This is a genomic window from Lampropedia cohaerens (assembly GCF_001005215.1).
Lineage (GTDB): Bacteria > Pseudomonadota > Gammaproteobacteria > Burkholderiales > Burkholderiaceae_C > Lampropedia > Lampropedia cohaerens.
Genome location: NZ_LBNQ01000008.1, coordinates 33215 through 49907, shown reverse-complemented (window position 1 = coordinate 49907; position 16693 = coordinate 33215). Strand labels below are relative to the sequence as shown.

At 64.6% G+C, this 16693-nt stretch carries 15 protein-coding genes and 1 tRNA gene; 5 read left to right on the top strand and 11 right to left on the bottom strand.

What is annotated here, in order from left to right:
- Positions 1–23 precede the first annotated feature (23 nt).
- The 3 genes from glyS (at position 24) to AAV94_RS00620 (ending at position 3680) form a co-directional block, all read left to right on the top strand.
- On the top strand, positions 24–2159 hold the full coding sequence (glyS, locus tag AAV94_RS00630; RefSeq protein WP_046740391.1) for a glycine--tRNA ligase subunit beta: 2136 nt from the start codon (positions 24–26) through the stop codon (positions 2157–2159).
- Between the two features lie 187 nt (positions 2160–2346).
- Positions 2347–3318: a Bug family tripartite tricarboxylate transporter substrate binding protein gene (locus AAV94_RS00625; protein ID WP_046740390.1), complete on the top strand. Its 972-nt coding sequence runs from the start codon at positions 2347–2349 to the stop codon at positions 3316–3318.
- A gap of 23 nt (positions 3319–3341) precedes the next feature.
- Positions 3342–3680 (top strand): tRNA-binding protein, encoded by a 339-nt coding sequence (locus AAV94_RS00620; protein ID WP_046740425.1) that lies wholly within the window; start codon positions 3342–3344, stop codon positions 3678–3680.
- Positions 3681–3737: 57 nt separating this feature from the next.
- Here AAV94_RS00620 and AAV94_RS00615 read toward each other — a convergent pair whose 3' ends face one another.
- Together AAV94_RS00615 and AAV94_RS00610 are read right to left on the bottom strand one after the other, a co-directional pair.
- A complete protein-coding gene (locus AAV94_RS00615; RefSeq protein WP_046740389.1) occupies positions 3738–4043 on the bottom strand; it encodes a hypothetical protein in 306 nt (101 codons plus the stop codon).
- A gap of 203 nt (positions 4044–4246) precedes the next feature.
- Positions 4247–5296 carry an NAD(P)-dependent alcohol dehydrogenase gene (locus AAV94_RS00610; RefSeq protein WP_046740388.1) on the bottom strand — a complete coding sequence of 350 codons (1050 nt, stop codon included), beginning with the start codon at positions 5294–5296 and terminating at the stop codon, positions 4247–4249.
- A gap of 261 nt (positions 5297–5557) precedes the next feature.
- Between AAV94_RS00610 and gorA the strand changes: the two genes are divergently transcribed.
- Complete coding sequence (gene gorA, locus AAV94_RS00605) at positions 5558–6907, top strand: glutathione-disulfide reductase (protein ID WP_046740387.1); 1350 nt, start codon at positions 5558–5560, stop codon at positions 6905–6907.
- A gap of 221 nt (positions 6908–7128) precedes the next feature.
- Here gorA and AAV94_RS00600 read toward each other — a convergent pair whose 3' ends face one another.
- The 4 genes from AAV94_RS00600 to ylqF all read right to left on the bottom strand — a co-directional run bounded on the left by AAV94_RS00600 (position 7129) and on the right by ylqF (position 10053).
- Positions 7129–7554, bottom strand: coding sequence for a hypothetical protein (locus tag AAV94_RS00600; protein ID WP_156167871.1), 426 nt, complete (start codon positions 7552–7554; stop codon positions 7129–7131).
- 9 nt (positions 7555–7563) lie between these two features.
- Positions 7564–7977, bottom strand: coding sequence for a hypothetical protein (locus AAV94_RS00595; protein WP_046740423.1), 414 nt, complete (start codon positions 7975–7977; stop codon positions 7564–7566).
- A 974-nt stretch (positions 7978–8951) separates the two neighbouring features.
- Positions 8952–9027: transfer RNA gene (locus tag AAV94_RS00590), tRNA-Thr, on the bottom strand.
- Between the two features lie 72 nt (positions 9028–9099).
- The gene (gene ylqF, locus AAV94_RS00585) at positions 9100–10053 is read right to left on the bottom strand and encodes a ribosome biogenesis GTPase YlqF (protein WP_046740386.1); all 954 of its coding nucleotides are present in this window, start codon (positions 10051–10053) and stop codon (positions 9100–9102) included.
- A gap of 172 nt (positions 10054–10225) precedes the next feature.
- Between ylqF and AAV94_RS00580 the strand changes: the two genes are divergently transcribed.
- Positions 10226–11143: an NUDIX hydrolase gene (locus tag AAV94_RS00580; protein ID WP_156167868.1), complete on the top strand. Its 918-nt coding sequence runs from the start codon at positions 10226–10228 to the stop codon at positions 11141–11143.
- A gap of 43 nt (positions 11144–11186) precedes the next feature.
- Here the strand turns inward: AAV94_RS00580 and AAV94_RS00575 are convergent, their stop codons facing one another.
- From AAV94_RS00575 to gatA, 5 genes are all read right to left on the bottom strand, one after another.
- Complete coding sequence (locus AAV94_RS00575; RefSeq protein WP_046740385.1) at positions 11187–11999, bottom strand: MetQ/NlpA family ABC transporter substrate-binding protein; 813 nt, start codon at positions 11997–11999, stop codon at positions 11187–11189.
- Between the two features lie 133 nt (positions 12000–12132).
- Positions 12133–12795: a methionine ABC transporter permease gene (locus tag AAV94_RS00570; RefSeq protein ID WP_046740384.1), complete on the bottom strand. Its 663-nt coding sequence runs from the start codon at positions 12793–12795 to the stop codon at positions 12133–12135.
- A gap of 17 nt (positions 12796–12812) precedes the next feature.
- Positions 12813–13640, bottom strand: coding sequence for a methionine ABC transporter ATP-binding protein (locus AAV94_RS00565; RefSeq protein WP_269430752.1), 828 nt, complete (start codon positions 13638–13640; stop codon positions 12813–12815).
- A 64-nt stretch (positions 13641–13704) separates the two neighbouring features.
- Positions 13705–15150: an Asp-tRNA(Asn)/Glu-tRNA(Gln) amidotransferase subunit GatB gene (gene gatB / locus AAV94_RS00560; protein WP_046740382.1), complete on the bottom strand. Its 1446-nt coding sequence runs from the start codon at positions 15148–15150 to the stop codon at positions 13705–13707.
- Positions 15151–15182: 32 nt separating this feature from the next.
- Positions 15183–16676 carry an Asp-tRNA(Asn)/Glu-tRNA(Gln) amidotransferase subunit GatA gene (gatA, locus tag AAV94_RS00555; RefSeq protein WP_046740421.1) on the bottom strand — a complete coding sequence of 498 codons (1494 nt, stop codon included), beginning with the start codon at positions 16674–16676 and terminating at the stop codon, positions 15183–15185.
- Between the last annotated feature and the right edge of the window lie 17 nt (positions 16677–16693).

Genomic DNA, 16693 nt, shown 5'->3' with positions numbered 1-16693 from the left:
GTCCTACCGCGCCGGATGCCGCCATGACCCATACCGAAAACCTGCTCGTCGAACTGCTCGTTGAAGAGCTGCCGCCCAAGGCACTGCGCAAGCTGGGCGAAGCGTTTGCGCAAGGCCTGGCCGAGGGGCTCAAGGCCCAGGGCCTGCTGGATGCGGCGGCGGCCATTACGCCCTTTGCCACGCCGCGGCGGCTGGCCGTGCACCTCACGGGCGTGGCGAACAAGGCGGCCGACAAGCCGGTGTCGCAAAAGCTCATGCCCGTCAGCGTCGGTCTCAAGGACGGCCAGGCCACGCCTGCGCTGCTCAAGAAGCTGGGCGCGCTGGGGCTTGATGCGAGTGTCGTGGATCAGCTGCGGCGCGAGGGCGAAGGCAAGAACGAGGCCTTGTACCTCGACAGCGTGCAGCCGGGGGCAACGCTGCAGCAGGGCTTGCAGAAGGCGCTCGATGACACGCTGCGCCACCTGCCGATTCCCAAGGTCATGACTTACCAGCTCGAAAGCGGCGTGGCTTTGCCGGGCTGGGACAGCGTACAGTTCGTGCGCCCGGCACACGGTTTGGTGGCGCTGCACGGCGCGCAGGTGGTGCCCGTGACAGCGCTGGGCCTGCAAAGCGGCAACACCACGCAGGGACATCGTTTCGAGGGTAGTGGCCAGCCCATTGATCTGAGCCACGCCGATCGTTACGCCGACCAGCTGCGCGAACAGGGCGCCGTCATTGCCAGCTACGCTGAGCGCCGCCATGCCATAGCCACGCAGCTGCAGCAGGCCGCGCGCCAGGTGGGCGAGGGCGTGCGCGCCATTGAGGACGAGGCGCTGCTCGACGAGGTCACCGCGCTGGTGGAACTGCCCAATGTGCTGGTGTGCCAGTTCGAGGAAGAGTTTCTGCAGGTGCCGCAGGAATGCCTGATTCTCACGATGAAGGCCAACCAGAAATACTTCCCGCTGCTGGATGCGGCGGGCAGGCTGACCAACCGCTTCCTCGTTGTCAGCAACATCCGTCCCCAGGATCCGAGCGCCGTCATCGGCGGCAACGAGCGGGTCGTGCGTCCGCGCCTGGCCGATGCCAAGTTCTTCTTTGACCAGGATCGCAAGAAGACGCTGGAGTCACGCCTGCCGCAGCTGGCCAAGGTGGTCTACCACAACAAGCTCGGCACGCAGGGCGAGCGCGTCGAGCGCGTGCGCGCCATCGCGCGGGCCATTGCCAGCCAGCTGGGTGTGGATGTGCAGCAGGTCGATCAGGCCGCGCAGCTGGCCAAGACCGACCTGGTTACCGACATGGTCGGCGAGTTTCCCGAGCTGCAGGGCACGATGGGCCGCTACTACGCGCTGTCCGATGGCCTGCCAACCGAGGTGGCCGATGCCATCGAGGACCACTACAAGCCGCGCTTTGCCGGCGATGCGCTGCCGCGCGGGCAGGTCGGCGTGGTGGTGGCGCTGGCCGACAAGCTCGAGACCCTGGTGGGCATGTTCGGCATCGGCAACCTGCCCACGGGCGACAAGGATCCCTTCGCCCTGCGGCGCCACGCGCTGGGCGTGATTCGCATGCTGATGGAGAAGGCGCCAGCGCTGGCGCTGCAGGACGTACTGCGCAGCGCCCACGCGGCATTTGCAGGTCGCATTCCGGCAGACACCGCGTTTTCGGATGCGACTGCCCAGGTGGCCCAGTTTATCTACGAGCGCCTGGCCGGTAGCCTGCGCGAGCAGGGCTACAGCGCCGCAGAGGTGGAGGCCGTGCTGGCGCTGCAGCCGCAGCGTCTGGCTGACGTGGCGGCGCGTCTGCAGGCGGTGCGCGCCTTCGCGGCGCTGCCTGAGGCCCACGCACTGGCTGCGGCCAACAAGCGCGTCTCCAACATCCTCAAGAAAGCGGACGGCGCGGTGCTGCCGCAGGTCGATACGCGCTTGCTGCGGGAAGAGGCGGAAAAGGCGCTGCATGCCGCATTGCAACAGGTGGCCACGCCGGCGCTGCAGGCCTTCGAGGCCGGCAATTACACGGCCAGTTTGCAGGCGCTGGCTGCACTGAAGGCGCCGGTTGACGCCTTCTTCGAGCAAGTCATGGTCAATGCCGACGATGCGGCGTTGCGTGCCAACCGCCTGGGCCTGCTGCGGATGCTGCAGGAAGCGATGAACCGCGTAGCCGACCTGTCGCGCCTGGCCGTCTGACGCGCTCCGGCGGTAGTCAGTGCCTGGTGCGTGCGGGCATGACTGCACGTTTTCCCGCAGGACGCGTGTCTGTGGCGGGCTTACCATGGGGCGGTGGCAATGCTTCGCTTAGCATCCTAGCCGGGTTGAAAATACTGTGAAAAAAAGACGTTGGACAGGCACCAACCTCAACGAGGAGACATAGCCCATGTTCAAGAAACTGCTGATAGCGGTGGGGTTCAGCCTTGCCGCGACGCTGGTTGCCGCGCAAGGCTGGCCGACCAAGCCGGTGCGCATGATCGTGCCGTTTCCGCCTGGTGGAGGCACGGACATCCTTGCGAGACTGTTGGCCAGCGAGCTGAGCGCTGCCAATGGCTGGAACATCGTGGCCGACAACAAGCCCGGAGCGGGCGGCACGCTGGGCATTGGCGAGGCCGTCAAGGCTGCGCCGGATGGCTACACCATCGTGCTGGGCCAGAAAGACAATCTGGTGATCGGGCCATGGCTGTACCCGCGCCTTGGGTGGAATCCCGTAGACGATCTGGAGGCAGTGGCGCACATTGCCTATTCGCCGGTGCTGATCTCCACCAGCATTGAATCGCCATACCGCACGCTCGCCGACGTGGTGGCAGCGGCCAAGGCTGAGCCGGGGGCAGTGACCTATGGCTCTCCTGGCAATGGCACCTCCATCCATCTGGCCGCGCATCTGTTCGAGCAGGCAACGGGCATTGCGATGACCCACGTGCCGTACCGCGGCTCCAACCCGGCTCTGGTGGATGTCATGGCAGGCAACGTGGCGTTGCTGGTTTCTTCGGTGCCATCGGCGATCGGGCAGATCAAGGCAGGCAAGCTCAGACCGTTGGCGGTGACCTCCGCGCACCGCAGCTCGTCGTTGCCGGATGTGCCAACGGTGGCAGAATCGGCCATCGCCGGGGTCGAAGACTTCGACGTCAGCACGTGGTACGGGGTGATGGCCCCCAAGGGTACGCCTGAACCGCTATTGCAGGCACTGCATGCGCGCATCGATGCGGCGCTGGACAAGCCGCAGCTGCAGGAGGCGATCCGGCAGCAGGGCGCAGAACCCCAGGCCCAGGCGCGCGAGGCATTTGCCGCCTTTCTCAAGGCCGACTACGAAACCTGGCAGACCATCGTCCAGGGCTCTGGCGTGCAACTGGATTGATCGCAGGCCGATCGGGGATGGAGATGACGACAATTGACTGGAACGACTTCGCCAAGGTCGAACTGCGGGTTGGTAAGGTGGTGCGCGCTGAACCTTTCCCGCAAGCGCGCAAGCCTGCCTACATTCTGCATGTCGACTTTGGCGCGGAGGTGGGCCTGCGCAAGTCCAGTGCCCAGATCACCGACCTTTACACGCCCCAGGAGCTGGTGGGGCGGCTCGTCGTGGCCGTGGTGAACTTCGCGCCCAAGCAGATCGGCCCGATCCGTTCGGAATGCCTGGTCACTGGTTTTCACGACGCCAACGGCCATGTCGCGTTGTGCGTGCCCGATCGGGAGGTACCGCTGGGCACGCGGCTGGCCTAGAACCTGCTCACGATCCTTTCGTGCGTTGCGCAGCCAGGCATTGAAATAAAAGGGTTCTCAGAAGCTGATGCTGCCCGCAGGCAGATCGACCAGCACGGTGTCCTTGCCGAGTGCTGCGGTGATGGCCGAGGCGAAGGCACTCGACCATTGCGGGCTTTCAAGCTGTTCACGGGTTGCAGTGTTGGCGATGGCGAGCACCTTGTCTGCGGTCAGCACCTTGCCGCTGGCACGCAGCGGTTCACATTCGAGCTCGACGAACTGCTGATCCAGCCATTGGCGCGCGTCCTGTTGCGTCAGCGCGCTGCCGGGTTGCAAATGCACTTCCTGGCTGGCAGAGAGCTTGATGATGACTTCCTTGGGCATGTGGGTGTCTCCTTTGTCGAAAGTGGCCGTGCGCAGGCTGTCCGGCGTGCACGGCCATTCTAGTGGTGGGGGAGGCGATGCCCCAAGGGCATCGGAGGCCCTGCAGCATACCGCAGGAATGTTGCGCAGCGCGTGTCTGGCGCAACTTCCGCGCACGCGGCGTCACTGCCATGACCAACCAGACGTGACGCCGCTTGCCGGACCTATTGCGCCAGCGATGCAATGTCGATGACAAAGCGGTACTTCACATCGCCCCTGAGCATGCGTTCGTAGGCGTCGTTGATCTGCTCGGCGCGAATGAGCTCGATGTCCGCCACGATGCCATGTTCGGCGCAGAAATCCAGCATCTCCTGCGTTTGCGGGATGCCGCCGATCATCGAGCCGGCCAGGCTGCGCCGCTTGGTGATGAGGGTAAAGACCTCTGGTGAGGGATGGGGCGTGGCTGGCGCGCCCACCAGCGTCATCGTGCCATCGCGCTTGAGCAGCGTCAGCAACGCATTCAGATCGTGCGGCGCGGCCACCGTATTCAGAATCAGGTCGAAGCTCTGCGCGTGCGCGGCCATCTCTTCGGGATGGCGCGAGACCACGACTTCGTCGGCGCCCAGTGCCGTGGCGGCCTCGCGTTTCGCGGCGGAGGTGGTGAAGGCCACCACGTGTGCGCCCATCGCATGGGCCAGTTTGATGCCCATGTGGCCCAGCCCGCCAATGCCGACCACGCCGACCTTTTTCCCCGGCCCGGCATGCCAGTGGCGCAGCGGCGAATAGGTGGTGATGCCCGCGCACAGTAGCGGCGCGACGGCGGCCAGCTGCTGCGCGTCGTGGCGGATGCGCAGCACGTAGCGCTCGTGTACGACGATGCTTTGTGAGTAGCCGCCCAGCGTATGGCCGGGTGCATCCGGCGTTGGGCCGTTGTAGGTGCCCACCATCTGGCCGCAGTAGTTTTCCAGCCCTTCGTTGCACTCTTCGCAATGCTTGCAGCTGTCAACGATGCAGCCCACGCCAACCAGATCACCCGGCTTGAAGCCGCGCACATGTGCGCCGACCGCCGAGACGCGGCCGACGATTTCATGGCCCGGTACGCAGGGAAACAGCGTGCCGGCCCATTCGGCGCGGACCTGGTGCAGGTCCGAGTGGCAAACCCCGCAGTAGGCAATGTCAATCTGCACATCGTGCGCGCCCGGTGCGCGGCGGGGAATATCCATGGGCTCCAGCGGCAGATCGCTGGCATGGGCACCATAGGCTTTGACGTTCATGAGCAGGCTCCTGATAGCGTGAACGGAGAAATGGACGGATACCGCTGCGCGGTACGCAAAAAGATCGTAAACAGGTTCTAACGACGTGTCGGCAAGCATCGCGCTGACGCTGGCAGCAGGTGTTGCTGCAAGGCATGGTATTCGATGCGACACTGTCCGTGCGTGAGAATCTGTTTGCGCGCGGTGATGCCTGACGCGGCGCACGCAGGTTATTTTGGCAATGTGACAGGCAGATAGCGAATAGAGCAGGAGGCCAGGGCAATGAAGCGATACGATTACATCGCCATCGGCGGCGGCAGTGGCGGCATCGCGTCGGTCAACCGTGCGGCCATGCATGGGCGCAGGTGCGCGCTGATCGAGGTCGGCGCTATCGGCGGTACCTGCGTCAACATGGGCTGCGTGCCCAAGAAGGTCATGTGGCATGCGGCGCAGCTGGTCGAGGCCGTGCAGCGCTACGCGCCCGACTATGGCTTGCAGGCACGCTTGGAGCGCCTCGACTGGGTGCAGCTGCTGGCCAGCCGCACAGCCTACATTGCACGCATCCATGCGTCCTACGAGGCGGGGTTGCAGCGCAACGGGGTGGACCGCTATACAGGCTTTGGCCGTTTCGTGGATGCGCACACCGTCGAAGTCAACGGCGTGCGGCTGACCGCGCCGCACATCCTCATTGCCACCGGGACCAAACCGGCCCGGCCGGGCATTCCCGGGGCCGAACTGGGCATCGATTCGGAGGGCTTTTTTGCGCTGCAGGCGCTGCCTGCGCGCGTGGCCGTGGTGGGGGCGGGCTATATCGCCGTAGAGCTTTCCGGCGTATTGCATGGCCTGGGTGCGCAGACGCATCTGCTGCTGCGTGGCGAGGGCGTGCTGCGGGCCTTTGATGCCATGCTGGGCGAGACGCTGGTGCAGATCATGGAAGAAGACGGCATTCACCTGCATCGCCATGCCGAGCCGCAGCGCATCACGCGGCAGGCCGATGGCAGCCTGGCCGTCCATCTGAGAAATGGCGAGGTGGTGGAGGTCGACTGCCTGCTATGGGCCACCGGGCGCAAGCCCGACACGCGCGGCCTTGGCCTGGAAGCTGCGGGCGTGGCCTGTGACGAGCAGGGCTACGTGAAGGTGGATGACTACCAGGACACCAACGTGGCAGGCATCCATGCGGTAGGCGACATCACCGGCCGACTGGCCCTGACGCCCGTGGCCGTGGCCGCCGGGCGGCGCCTGGCAGAGCGGCTGTTCAACGGCAAGCCCGACGAGCGGCTTGATTACAACAATGTGCCGACCGTGGTGTTCAGCCATCCGCCCATCGGCACCGTCGGCCTGAGCGAGGCGCAGGCGCGGGCGCAGTATGGCGACGCTGCTATCAAGGTCTACACGTCATCGTTTGCCGCGATGTACACGGCCGTCACGCGCCACCGCCAGCCGGTGCGCATGAAGCTGGTGTGCGAGGGGCCGCAGCAGCGCATTGTCGGCATCCACGGCATCGGCCATGGCATGGACGAAATCCTGCAGGGCTTTGCCGTGGCGCTGAAGATGGGCGCGACCAAGCGCGACTTCGACGACACGGTGGCCATCCATCCCACCGTCGCAGAAGAGTTCGTGACCATGCGCTGAAAGCAGGGCGGGATACGGGAAACGGCTGGGCACAACGCCCATCCTGATCGCCGCACCGATGAACGCGACAACGCCTTCCCCACAGCAGGTGCGCATTTGGGCGGCATGGGCGAGGCGGTCGCCCCGGAGCGCCGGGGCCCTTTTGCCCAAACGCACGACGTCCACCGCGATGCGTTGCCTGTCCTGGTTGCGCCAGGCTACCTGGCATTGCATGCTCGGTCTCACGCCAGCCCGTTCTCGCGCATCAATTGCAGCAGCGCCGCGCCCTCCTCCTTGTCCGCCTCGAAAATCCTGTCGCCGTCCAGCATTCGTGCCTGCACCAACTGGTCCAGCCCCTTGCTGTCGGACAGCCGCAACAACGTCTTGCCGAGCATGTAGTGCACGAAGGGGTTGTCCAGGCCCCCGCTGCAGTTGAGGGCGTCATAAAACTCGTCTTTGGCGGCGGGCCAGTTCTCCATCAGGAAATAAGCCTCACCCATCGACGCGTGCAGCCACATGGCCTGCCCATCAAGGCGCTCATCTTCGGGCAACAGATCCAGGGCTGCCCGCCACGCCGCGAGGGCCTGCGCATGCCTGCCCCCGTCCAGATGCGCGTTGCCCTCTTCGGCCAACCGCTCGATCTGCTCGTAGAGATCTTCTTCCATCATGACCCTTGTTCACTGAATCAATTGTTTGTGCTTGGCCGGTTCACCTTGAAAGCAACGTCCCCGGGATATCCGGTTGGCCTCGACAAAGTGCAGCCGCGCCTGGTCAAGATCGCCCATCTCGTAGTAAACCGTATCCAGTACGAAATGAGGCCTGTCCTGATACGGCTCGACTGTCCCTGACTCAAACAGCGCCCGCATGATTTCGAGCGCACCTTCGAAGTCGCCAGCGTCCCGACGAAGTTTTGCGAGCATATGTACATAGCTTTGGCTGACGTCCCAGTCAAACCGGGGTTCAAGCAGGCTATCCCACGCCTGGGCCGCCAGCAGCAACGCCTGTGACTTTTCGCCGTGGTCGAGAAGCGCCCTGGCCTCGAAGAACATCGCGTCGATACGGTCACGGGTTTCAACGTCAAGGTCTTGCATGATGTTTTGTAGATAGGACGGTCGGATCTTGGCAGATGGCCGGGTGCCGTTGCGCCGCATGACGGCGAAGTTCTCGGATCATGCCCTATTGGACAACATCAACGGCAATATGTCTTACTTTTTATGGGCCGGATCTATAGGACCCGGCCATATCGGACTTGGTGGCCAGTGCCCGGTATCATCCACGGGCGTATCGGGTCTGTAATCGCGGTGAAGCTGCAGCCCCGTGGCTGGCTTGCTCCGTCGGTAAGCCGTCGGTGGAACAGGTTCGCGTCACGAATGGTCTGCGTTCTGTCTGTATATCGGATGCGGCATTTGACGCTAGAGGCGCTGCGGACATGCGTGGCACTGACGGTCCCACACTGTCGCGGTAGAGTCTGGACTGCACATGAGTGCCTTTACAGGACTGGGCCCGATGGGGCGCGGCTACGTTGGCTTGGCCCTGATTGCCAGCCACTCTTGTGCCAACTGTCCGAATGTCTCCTGCGGTTCAGGATCTGGCAAAGGCGGGTTTCTCGCATCTGTGAGGGTCAAGCCGTTGGCATGGGTATCTGCACCCAATGCGGTGACCCTCTAGCGCGTCTGTGCATCCGTCAGCTGGTGCTGGTATGCCCCACGATCATACGAAACCACGGCCCAGCCACGACCAACTGTCGTCTGGTTTCAGCTGCCAGTCCCTCTACTCATAGGGCCTGACGCGAAGGTAAACCCCATCCGCGTGTCTTTCCCTGTACATGCCCGCTTCCGGCTCCAGCAACTCGATGACTGTATCTGCCAGTGGTCTGCGCTTGACCTCGCTGCGTCTCAGGGGTTGCCCTGTTTGTGTATTCCTGAGTTGGATTTTTCTACAGGGATACACCAGGGGATACAAGAAACCTCGTGCTGTATAGGTGCATGCGTGCCCATGATTTAACGCTAACTCATTGAGTTTCCAAAGAAAAACCCCCATGTGTGAGCATGGGGGTTTATGTCGTTGGTGCCGGATGTCGGATTCGAACTGACGACCTACCGCTTACAAGGCGGGTGCTCTACCAGCTGAGCTAATCCGGCGAAGCGCGCATTCTAGCCGCTTTCCAGAAAGATGACGGTAAATGGCGTTGCCACGTGGCGGGCCATGACGCGTCAACGGCGCTTCTTGCGCGCGTAGGCCTTATGCCGCTCCTGCTGGTACAGCTCCTTTTTCAGCTGGCGCTCGGCATCCAGCCGTTCACCCGTGGCCAGCCATTGCTGGAATTCCTCCGGGGTCTCGATGGTCACGCGGCCCAGCGCGCCGCTGCGGAAATCCTGCAGAATCAGCTCGGCGGCTTTCTGGGCGTTGATGCGGTTGCCTGGCAGCAGGGCCCCACGCTTGCGCGCGATGGCCTCGAACAGTGCGTCATCACGCATCTCGGCCAGTGCGGATACGTTGTCGGCAACGCCGTAGCGTGCCTGCAGCGCCTGCGGGTAATGGCGCTGCAGATAGGCCAGCAGCTCCAGCGCCACCAGTTCATCATCGAACGCATTGCGACCGATGGAACCTGCGGCCGCGAGGTTGTAGCCGCTTTGCGCGACGATGATGCGCGGCCATAGCACGCCCGGCGTGTCGAACAGGTAAAAGCCATCCTGCAGCACGTAGCGCTGCTCCTGGCGTGTCACGCCCGGCTCGTTGGCAGCTTTCGCTGCGCGTTTGCCGACCATGGTGTTGATGAGCGTGGATTTGCCGACGTTGGGAATGCCGCAGATCAGCACGCGCATGGGCTTGTCCATGCCGCCGCGGTGCGGTGCCAGTGTCAGGCAGGCCTCGATCAGCGCGCGCGCCGGTGCGCTGTGGTGGCTGTCCATGGCAACTGCACGGGTGTTCTGCTGCTGCGCGTACCAGTCCAGCCACAGCTGCGTACGTACCGGATCGGCCAGATCGGCCTTGTTGAGGACCTTGAGGTTGGGTCTGGCCCTGAGCAGCTCACGCAGCATGGGGTTGGCGCTGGAGGCAGGCAGCCGGGCATCGACCATTTCGATGACGACATCAATCGTCTTGACCCGCTCGCCGATGGCGTTGCGGGTCAGGTGCATATGGCCGGGAAACCACTGGATGTTCATGGCGGAGCTGGGAGCAGAATGGAGGCCGATTGTCGGCGATTGTCGGCCTGGCGGTTGCCGGTAGCGCAGATTCCTGGCCGCGCGCAGAAACAATGCGCAGCGCACGGTACTGGCAAGATGACGCTGCGACGCCGCAGCAATCCACCGATGATAGCGAGAGGAGATTCACCCCATGCGAGCCACAGCGGGAACCTGCGAAGCAGTGGAGCCGGCCAGCGTAACGGAGGCCAAAGAGGCCATCCCGGCAGCCAGCGTCATCATTGTGCGACCCGGGCAGACAGCGCCATTCGAAGTATTGCTGATGGAGCGAGCAGCAGCGTCGCGCAACTTCGCTGGCGCGCTGGTGTTTCCGGGCGGCAAGGTGGAGCCGGGTGATGCGGCGCTGGCCGGGCAGGCGGGTTTTGCGGATTACTGGCAGTCCCATCATGCCCAGCTGGGAGACTGCGTAGCCAGCATCGAACAGATGGCCGGGCTGCTCGGCGCGGCCTTGCGCGAAACGCTGGAGGAAGTGGGCATCTGCTGGGGCGAAGGCGTACCTGCCTTGCCGGCTCAATGGCTGGATGCGGTGCGGTGCCGGCTGCTGGCAGGCGCGCCCTGGCAGGCGATTGAAGAGGTCGGCGCGCAGCGCCTGTGCGCGGCCGCATTGCGGCCTTTCTCGCGTTGGATCACGCCGCGCCTGCCGAACATGAGTGCCAAGCGCTTTGACACCTGGTTCTTCATCGCCCGACTGCCGCAAGGACAGACAGCACGGGCCGATGGCGCGGAGGCGCAGCGCATCCTTTGGGGCAGTCCTCGCACGCTACTGCAGCGCTACGCGCGTGGTGAAATTCTGCTGGCACCGCCTCAGGTGATGACGCTGGCGCACCTGGGGCGCTTTGCCAGCCTTTGCGCCCTGACCGAAAGCCTGCGCTCGCACATCCCCTACTGTGTCGCGCCGGTCAGCGTGGATGGCCCGCAGGGACGGATGGTCTGTTTCCCCGGCGATGTCCTGCATGCGCAGACGCAACCTGTCATGCCGGGGCCGACCCGGCTGGTGGCGCAGGATGGACGATTCCTGCCAGAAGGCGTGCTTGCGCGGCTTTGGAATTGAAAAACGGCCTGCGCGGCCGTTTCTCAGATGGGGCGGGACATCGTTACAACCCGGCCGGGCGGGTATAGCCGGGGAAATGCTCGTCCAGCGCGGCCTTGAAGAACTCGGAGCGGAACGCGTTCTTCAGGTCCTGCGCCCAGGGCTTGTCCGCGTCCTCGCTGCGTACCGCCACAACCTGCTGGTAGTTGACGGGAGGATTTTCCAGCGCCAGTGCGCTGGTGAACTTCAACCCGGCGGAGGTGGCGAAATTGCCGGGCACGATGGCGATGGCGGCATCACCGAGTGTGCGTGGCAGCTGTGCCGCCTCGATCGGCACAAAGCGCAGCTTCTTGGGGTTGTCGACTACATCGCGCTCGCTCACGCGCAGCGGATCGACGTCGGGCTTGACCGTGATCAGCTCTTGCTGGACCAGCAATTGCAGGGCGCGGGCGAGGTTGCTCGGGTCGTTGGGCAGCGTCACGCGTGCGCCTTCAGGCAGATCGGCCAGTGCGGTGATGTTTTCCGAGTAGATGCCCATCGGGGCGGTGGTGCTCTGCACCAGATCGGTCAGCGCCAGCTTCTGGTCTTCCTTGAAGCGGTTGAGGTAGGCGATGTGCTGGAACAGATTGGCATCCAGGCTGCCCTGTGCCAGTGCCATGTTGGGCTGCACATAGTCATTGAACTCGACGAGCTTGACGGTGTAGCCTTCCTTCTCAAGCTGAGGCGCGATGGCGAGCTTGAGCACGTCGTAGTTGTAGCCGGCGGTGGCGCCCAGCGTCAGATCGGTCTTGGCCGGATCGGCGGCGTAGGCACTGGATGCAAGGCCGAATGCCGTGGCAGCAGCGGCAAGCAGAAGTTGGCGACGGAGAAAGGACATGTTGGCAATAAGGTAGGTGACGCGCGAATCGTGCGCGCAGGAGGTTGCAGAAAACAGGCCACTGGAACATGCCAGTGACCTGTTCAGGTGGGGGTGCTGAGGCGGTTTTGCAAGAGGGCGCGGGCACTGTCGTTCAGCGCTTGTCCAGGCGGGCCGCCAGTGCGTTGCCGCCGAACTGGATGATTTGCACGATGACGATGAGCAGCCCCACCGTCAGCAGCATCACGTCGGTCTGGAAGCGGTAGTAGCCGTAGCGGATCGCCAGATCGCCGATGCCGCCGCCACCGACCACGCCGGCAATGGCCGAGTAGGACAGAAAGCTCACCGCCAGCACCGTCAGCGCCAGCACCAGGCCGGAGCGCGCCTCGCGCACCAGCACGCGCCAGACGATCTGCAGCTCGGACGCGCCCATGGCGTGCGCCGCCTCGATCACGCCGCGCGGCACCTCGCGGATGCTCTGCTCCACCAGCCGGGCGAAATAGGGAATGGCCGCCACCGACAGCGGCACCGAGGCCGCCAGCGGCCCGATCGACGTGCCGGTCACCAGCCGCGTGAACGGTACCAGCGCCACCAGCAGGATGATGAAGGGAAACGAGCGTACTGTGTTGACCACCCAGCTCAGTACCAGATAGGCCGTGCGATGGCTCAGCGACTGGCCCGGGCTGAGCAGAAACAGCAGCACGCCCAGCGGCCCGCCGAGCACGACGGCTGCCGCCAGGCCGATGCCGAGCATCATCGCGGTCTGGCCCAGCGCCAGCCACAGCTCAGGCAACAGGGCGGAAATGTTTTCGGACATAAGGTGTTCTATAAGGTTCAGGAGGCACGTTCGGCCAGCTGGCCGCTTTCCCAGCGCTGCAGGATGTGTTGGCGCTGTTGCTCCAGCAGCAACTCGCGCCCCAGCGTGCTCAGGCGTGGCGTGGCCTGATCGGCCACGGCGAATTGTTCGACGATGCGGCCTTGCTCGACCACTGCCACCCTGTCGCACAGGGCCTGCACCACCGCCAGCTCGTGCGTGACGATGACGATGGTTACGCCCAGTTTCTGGTTGATTTCGCGCAGCGTCTGCAGCACCGAGCGGGTGGTGCCGGTATCCAGCGCCGAGGTCGGCTCGTCGCACAGCATCACCTGCGGGCGCGGCGCCAGCGCCCGCGCAATCGCCACGCGCTGCTTCTGTCCACCCGACAGCTGGGCCGGATAGCTCGATGCCTTGTCGGACAGGCCCACCAGCTCCAGGCACTCGGCCACGCGCTCGGCAATCTCCGCCTTGCTGCGCCGCCCGTGCAGGCCGAGCGGAAAGGCCACGTTCTCGAACACCGTGGCGTTCTGCAGCAGGTTGAACTGCTGGAAGATCATGCCGATATTCTGCCGCGCCTTGCGCAGCTGCGCCTTGGACATGGCGGTCAGTTCCTGCCCGTCAACCACCACGCGGCCCGAATCAGGGCGTTCGAGCAGATTGATCAGCCGCAGCAAGGTCGACTTGCCCGCACCACTTTGGCCGATCAGCCCGAAGATCGTGCCAGCGGGCACCTGCAGGGAAACATCCCGCACCGCTTCGAAGCTGCGGCCATCGGGCAGGGCAAAGCGTTTGCTGACAGCGTCCAGATGAATCAGCGGCCGCGCGGGCGGGGGGGCAGAGGTCACGGCAGAAGCCATTCGTTGCTTGGGAAGATGAGTTGAAACGACGCGGATGGCGCACTGCGCAATGTCATGACAGCTTGGCCTTGAGCAGCGCATTGACCTGCGCCGGATTGGCCTTGCCCTTGGTGGTCTTCATGACCTGGCCGACCAGGGCGTTGAAAGCCTTTTCCTTGCCGGCCTTGTACTGCTCGACATTGGCTGCGTTGTTGGCAATCACCTCGTCGATGATGGCTTCCAGCGCGCCAGTGTCATTCATCTGCTTGAGGCCCTTGGCCTCGATGATGGCATCCACGTCGCTGCCTTCGCCGCGCCACAGCGCCTCGAACACCTGCTTGGCGGCGTTGTTGCTGATGGTGCCATCGTGGATGCGGGCAATCAGTGCGGCGAGCTGCTGTGGCTTGACCGGCGCGGCCTCGATGCCGATTTCCTCGTTGTTCAGGCGGCGGGAGATTTCGCCCATCACCCAGTTGCTCACCAGCTTGGGCTGGCCGCAGGCCTTGGCGGCGGCCTCGAAGTAGGCACCCATGGCCTGGCTTTGCGTCAGCGTGGTGGCATCGTATTCGGGCAGGCCGTAGTCCTTGACGAAGCGCGCGGCCATGTGGCGCGGCAGCTCGGGCATGCTGGCGCGCACCTGCTCGACCCATTCGGGGGCGATGACCAGCGGCGGCAGGTCGGGGTCGGGGAAGTAGCGGTAGTCGGCCGAGTCCTCCTTGGTGCGCATGGCGCGGGTCTCGCCGGTATCCGGGTTGAACAGCACGGTGGCCTGCTCGATGGCGTGGCCGTCCTCAAGCTGCTCGATCTGCCAGCGGATCTCGTAGTCGATCGCAATCTGCATGTTGCGAAAGCTGTTGAGGTTCTTGATCTCGCGGCGTGTGCCCAGCGGCTGGCCGGGGCGGCGTACGGAGACGTTGGCGTCGCAGCGGAAGTTGCCTTCCTGCATGTTGCCGTCGCAGATGCCGATCCAGGTGACGATCTTGTGCAGCTCCCTGGCGTAGGCCACGGCCTCTTCAGTCGAACGAATGTCCGGTTCGGTGACGATCTCCAGCAGCGGCGTGCCGGCACGGTTCAGGTCGATGCCCGTGGCGCCATCGAAATGGTCGTGCACCGACTTGCCGGCATCTTCCTCCAGATGCGCGCGCACCAGCCGCACGGTCTTCTTCTCGTCACCGAGAAAGAAACTGACCTCGCCGCCCTGCACGACGGGAATCTCGAACTGGCTGATCTGGTAGCCCTTGGGCAGATCGGGGTAGAAGTAGTTCTTGCGCGCGAAGATGCTGCGCGGCGCGATGTGGCTGCCCAGCGCCAGGCCAAGGCGGATGGCGTGCTCGACCGCCTGGCGGTTCATCACCGGCAGCGTGCCGGGCAGGGCGCAGTCCAGCGCGCTGGTCAGGGTATTGGGCGCGGCGCCAAAGCCGATTGGTGCGCGCGAGAAGATCTTGCTGCGGGTGGCGAGCTGGGCGTGGGTCTCGAAGCCGATGACGACTTCGTAACCGTGGATGAGTTTGGCAGTCATGGCAGTTCGTTCAGGGTCTCGTGGCGCAACGCTCAAAAGCCTGCGGGGCGCTGCAGGTGAAAGTCGGTGGCCTGCTGGAAGCGGTGCGCGACGTTGAGCAGGCGCGCTTCCTGCAGGTAGTTGCCGATCAGTTGCAGGCCCACGGGCATGCCGCCTGCGCCAAAGCCGGCGGGCAGGCTCATGCCCGGCAGGCCGGCCAGCGAGGCCGGCAGGGTGAAGATGTCGGCGAGATAGTTGGCCAGCGGGTCGGCGCTTTTCTCGCCGATCTTCCAGGCCACGCTGGGCGCGACCGGGCCGGCGATGACGTCGCACTCCTTGAAGGCCTTCTGGAAGTCGTCGGCGATGATGCGGCGAATCTTCAGCGCCTTGAGGTAGTAGGCGTCGTAGTAGCCGTGCGAGAGCACGTAGGTGCCGACCATGATGCGGCGTTTGACCTCTTCGCCAAAGCCTTCGGTGCGGGTGTTGAGATACATCTCCGCCAGATCAGCGTATTGCTTGGCGCGATGGCCGAACTTGACGCCGTCAAAGCGCTCCAGGTTGGCGCTGGCCTCGGCAGGCGCGATGATGTAGTAGACCGGAATGGCCAGCTCGGTGCGCGGCAGGCGGATGGGCACGCGCCTAGCGCCAAGCCGCTCGTACTCTTGCAGCGCGGCGTCGATCGCGGTGCGTACGTCGGCGTCGATGCCTTCACCGAAGAATTCCTCGGGCACGCCAATGCGCAGGCCTTCGATGCTGGCTTCCAGATCGCGCGTGAAGTCCTCTGCAGGCACGTCCAGACTGGTGGAGTCACGGTCTGGGTCAGGGCCGGCCATGGCCGAGAGCAGCAGTGCGCAGTCCTCGGCGCTGCGGGCCATCGGTCCGGCCTGGTCGAGGCTGGAGGCAAAGGCGATCATGCCGTGGCGGCTGATGCGACCATAGGTCGGCTTGATGCCGGTGATGCCGCAGAACGCGGCGGGCTGGCGGATGGAGCCGCCCGTGTCGGTGCCCGTCGCCGCGGGGGCCAGGCCGGCAGCCACGGCGGCAGCGCTGCCGCCCGAGGAGCCGCCGGGCACGCGCGTGCTGTCCCACGGATTGCGCACAGGCTGGGGCGCGGCCGCGCCAACGGCGGGCACGGCCACGTTCTCGTTGCCCGAGCCCATGGCGAACTCGTCGCAGCTGAGCTTGCCCAGCGTCACCGCCCCAGCATCGGCCAGTTTCTGTACTACGGTGGCATCGAAGGGCGAGCGGTAGCCCGCCAGCATTCTGGAGGCAGCGGTGGCGGGAAAGTCGCGGGTGACGAAGATGTCCTTGTGCGCTACCGGTAGGCCTTCGAGCGGTCTGGCGCTGCCAGTGGCCAGGCGGGCGTCGGCGGCCCTGGCCTGCGCCAGCGTCACGTCTTCGTCCATGGCGAGAAAGGCGCCCAGCGACTGATGGTCGCGGGCGCGGGCGAGAAAGTGGCTGGCCAGCTCGGTGGCGGAAATGGTTTTGTCGCGCAGCGCCTGGGTGAGTGCGCGCACGCTCTGATGATGCAGGGGAGGTTGGCTCATGATGCGTTGGGGCCGGC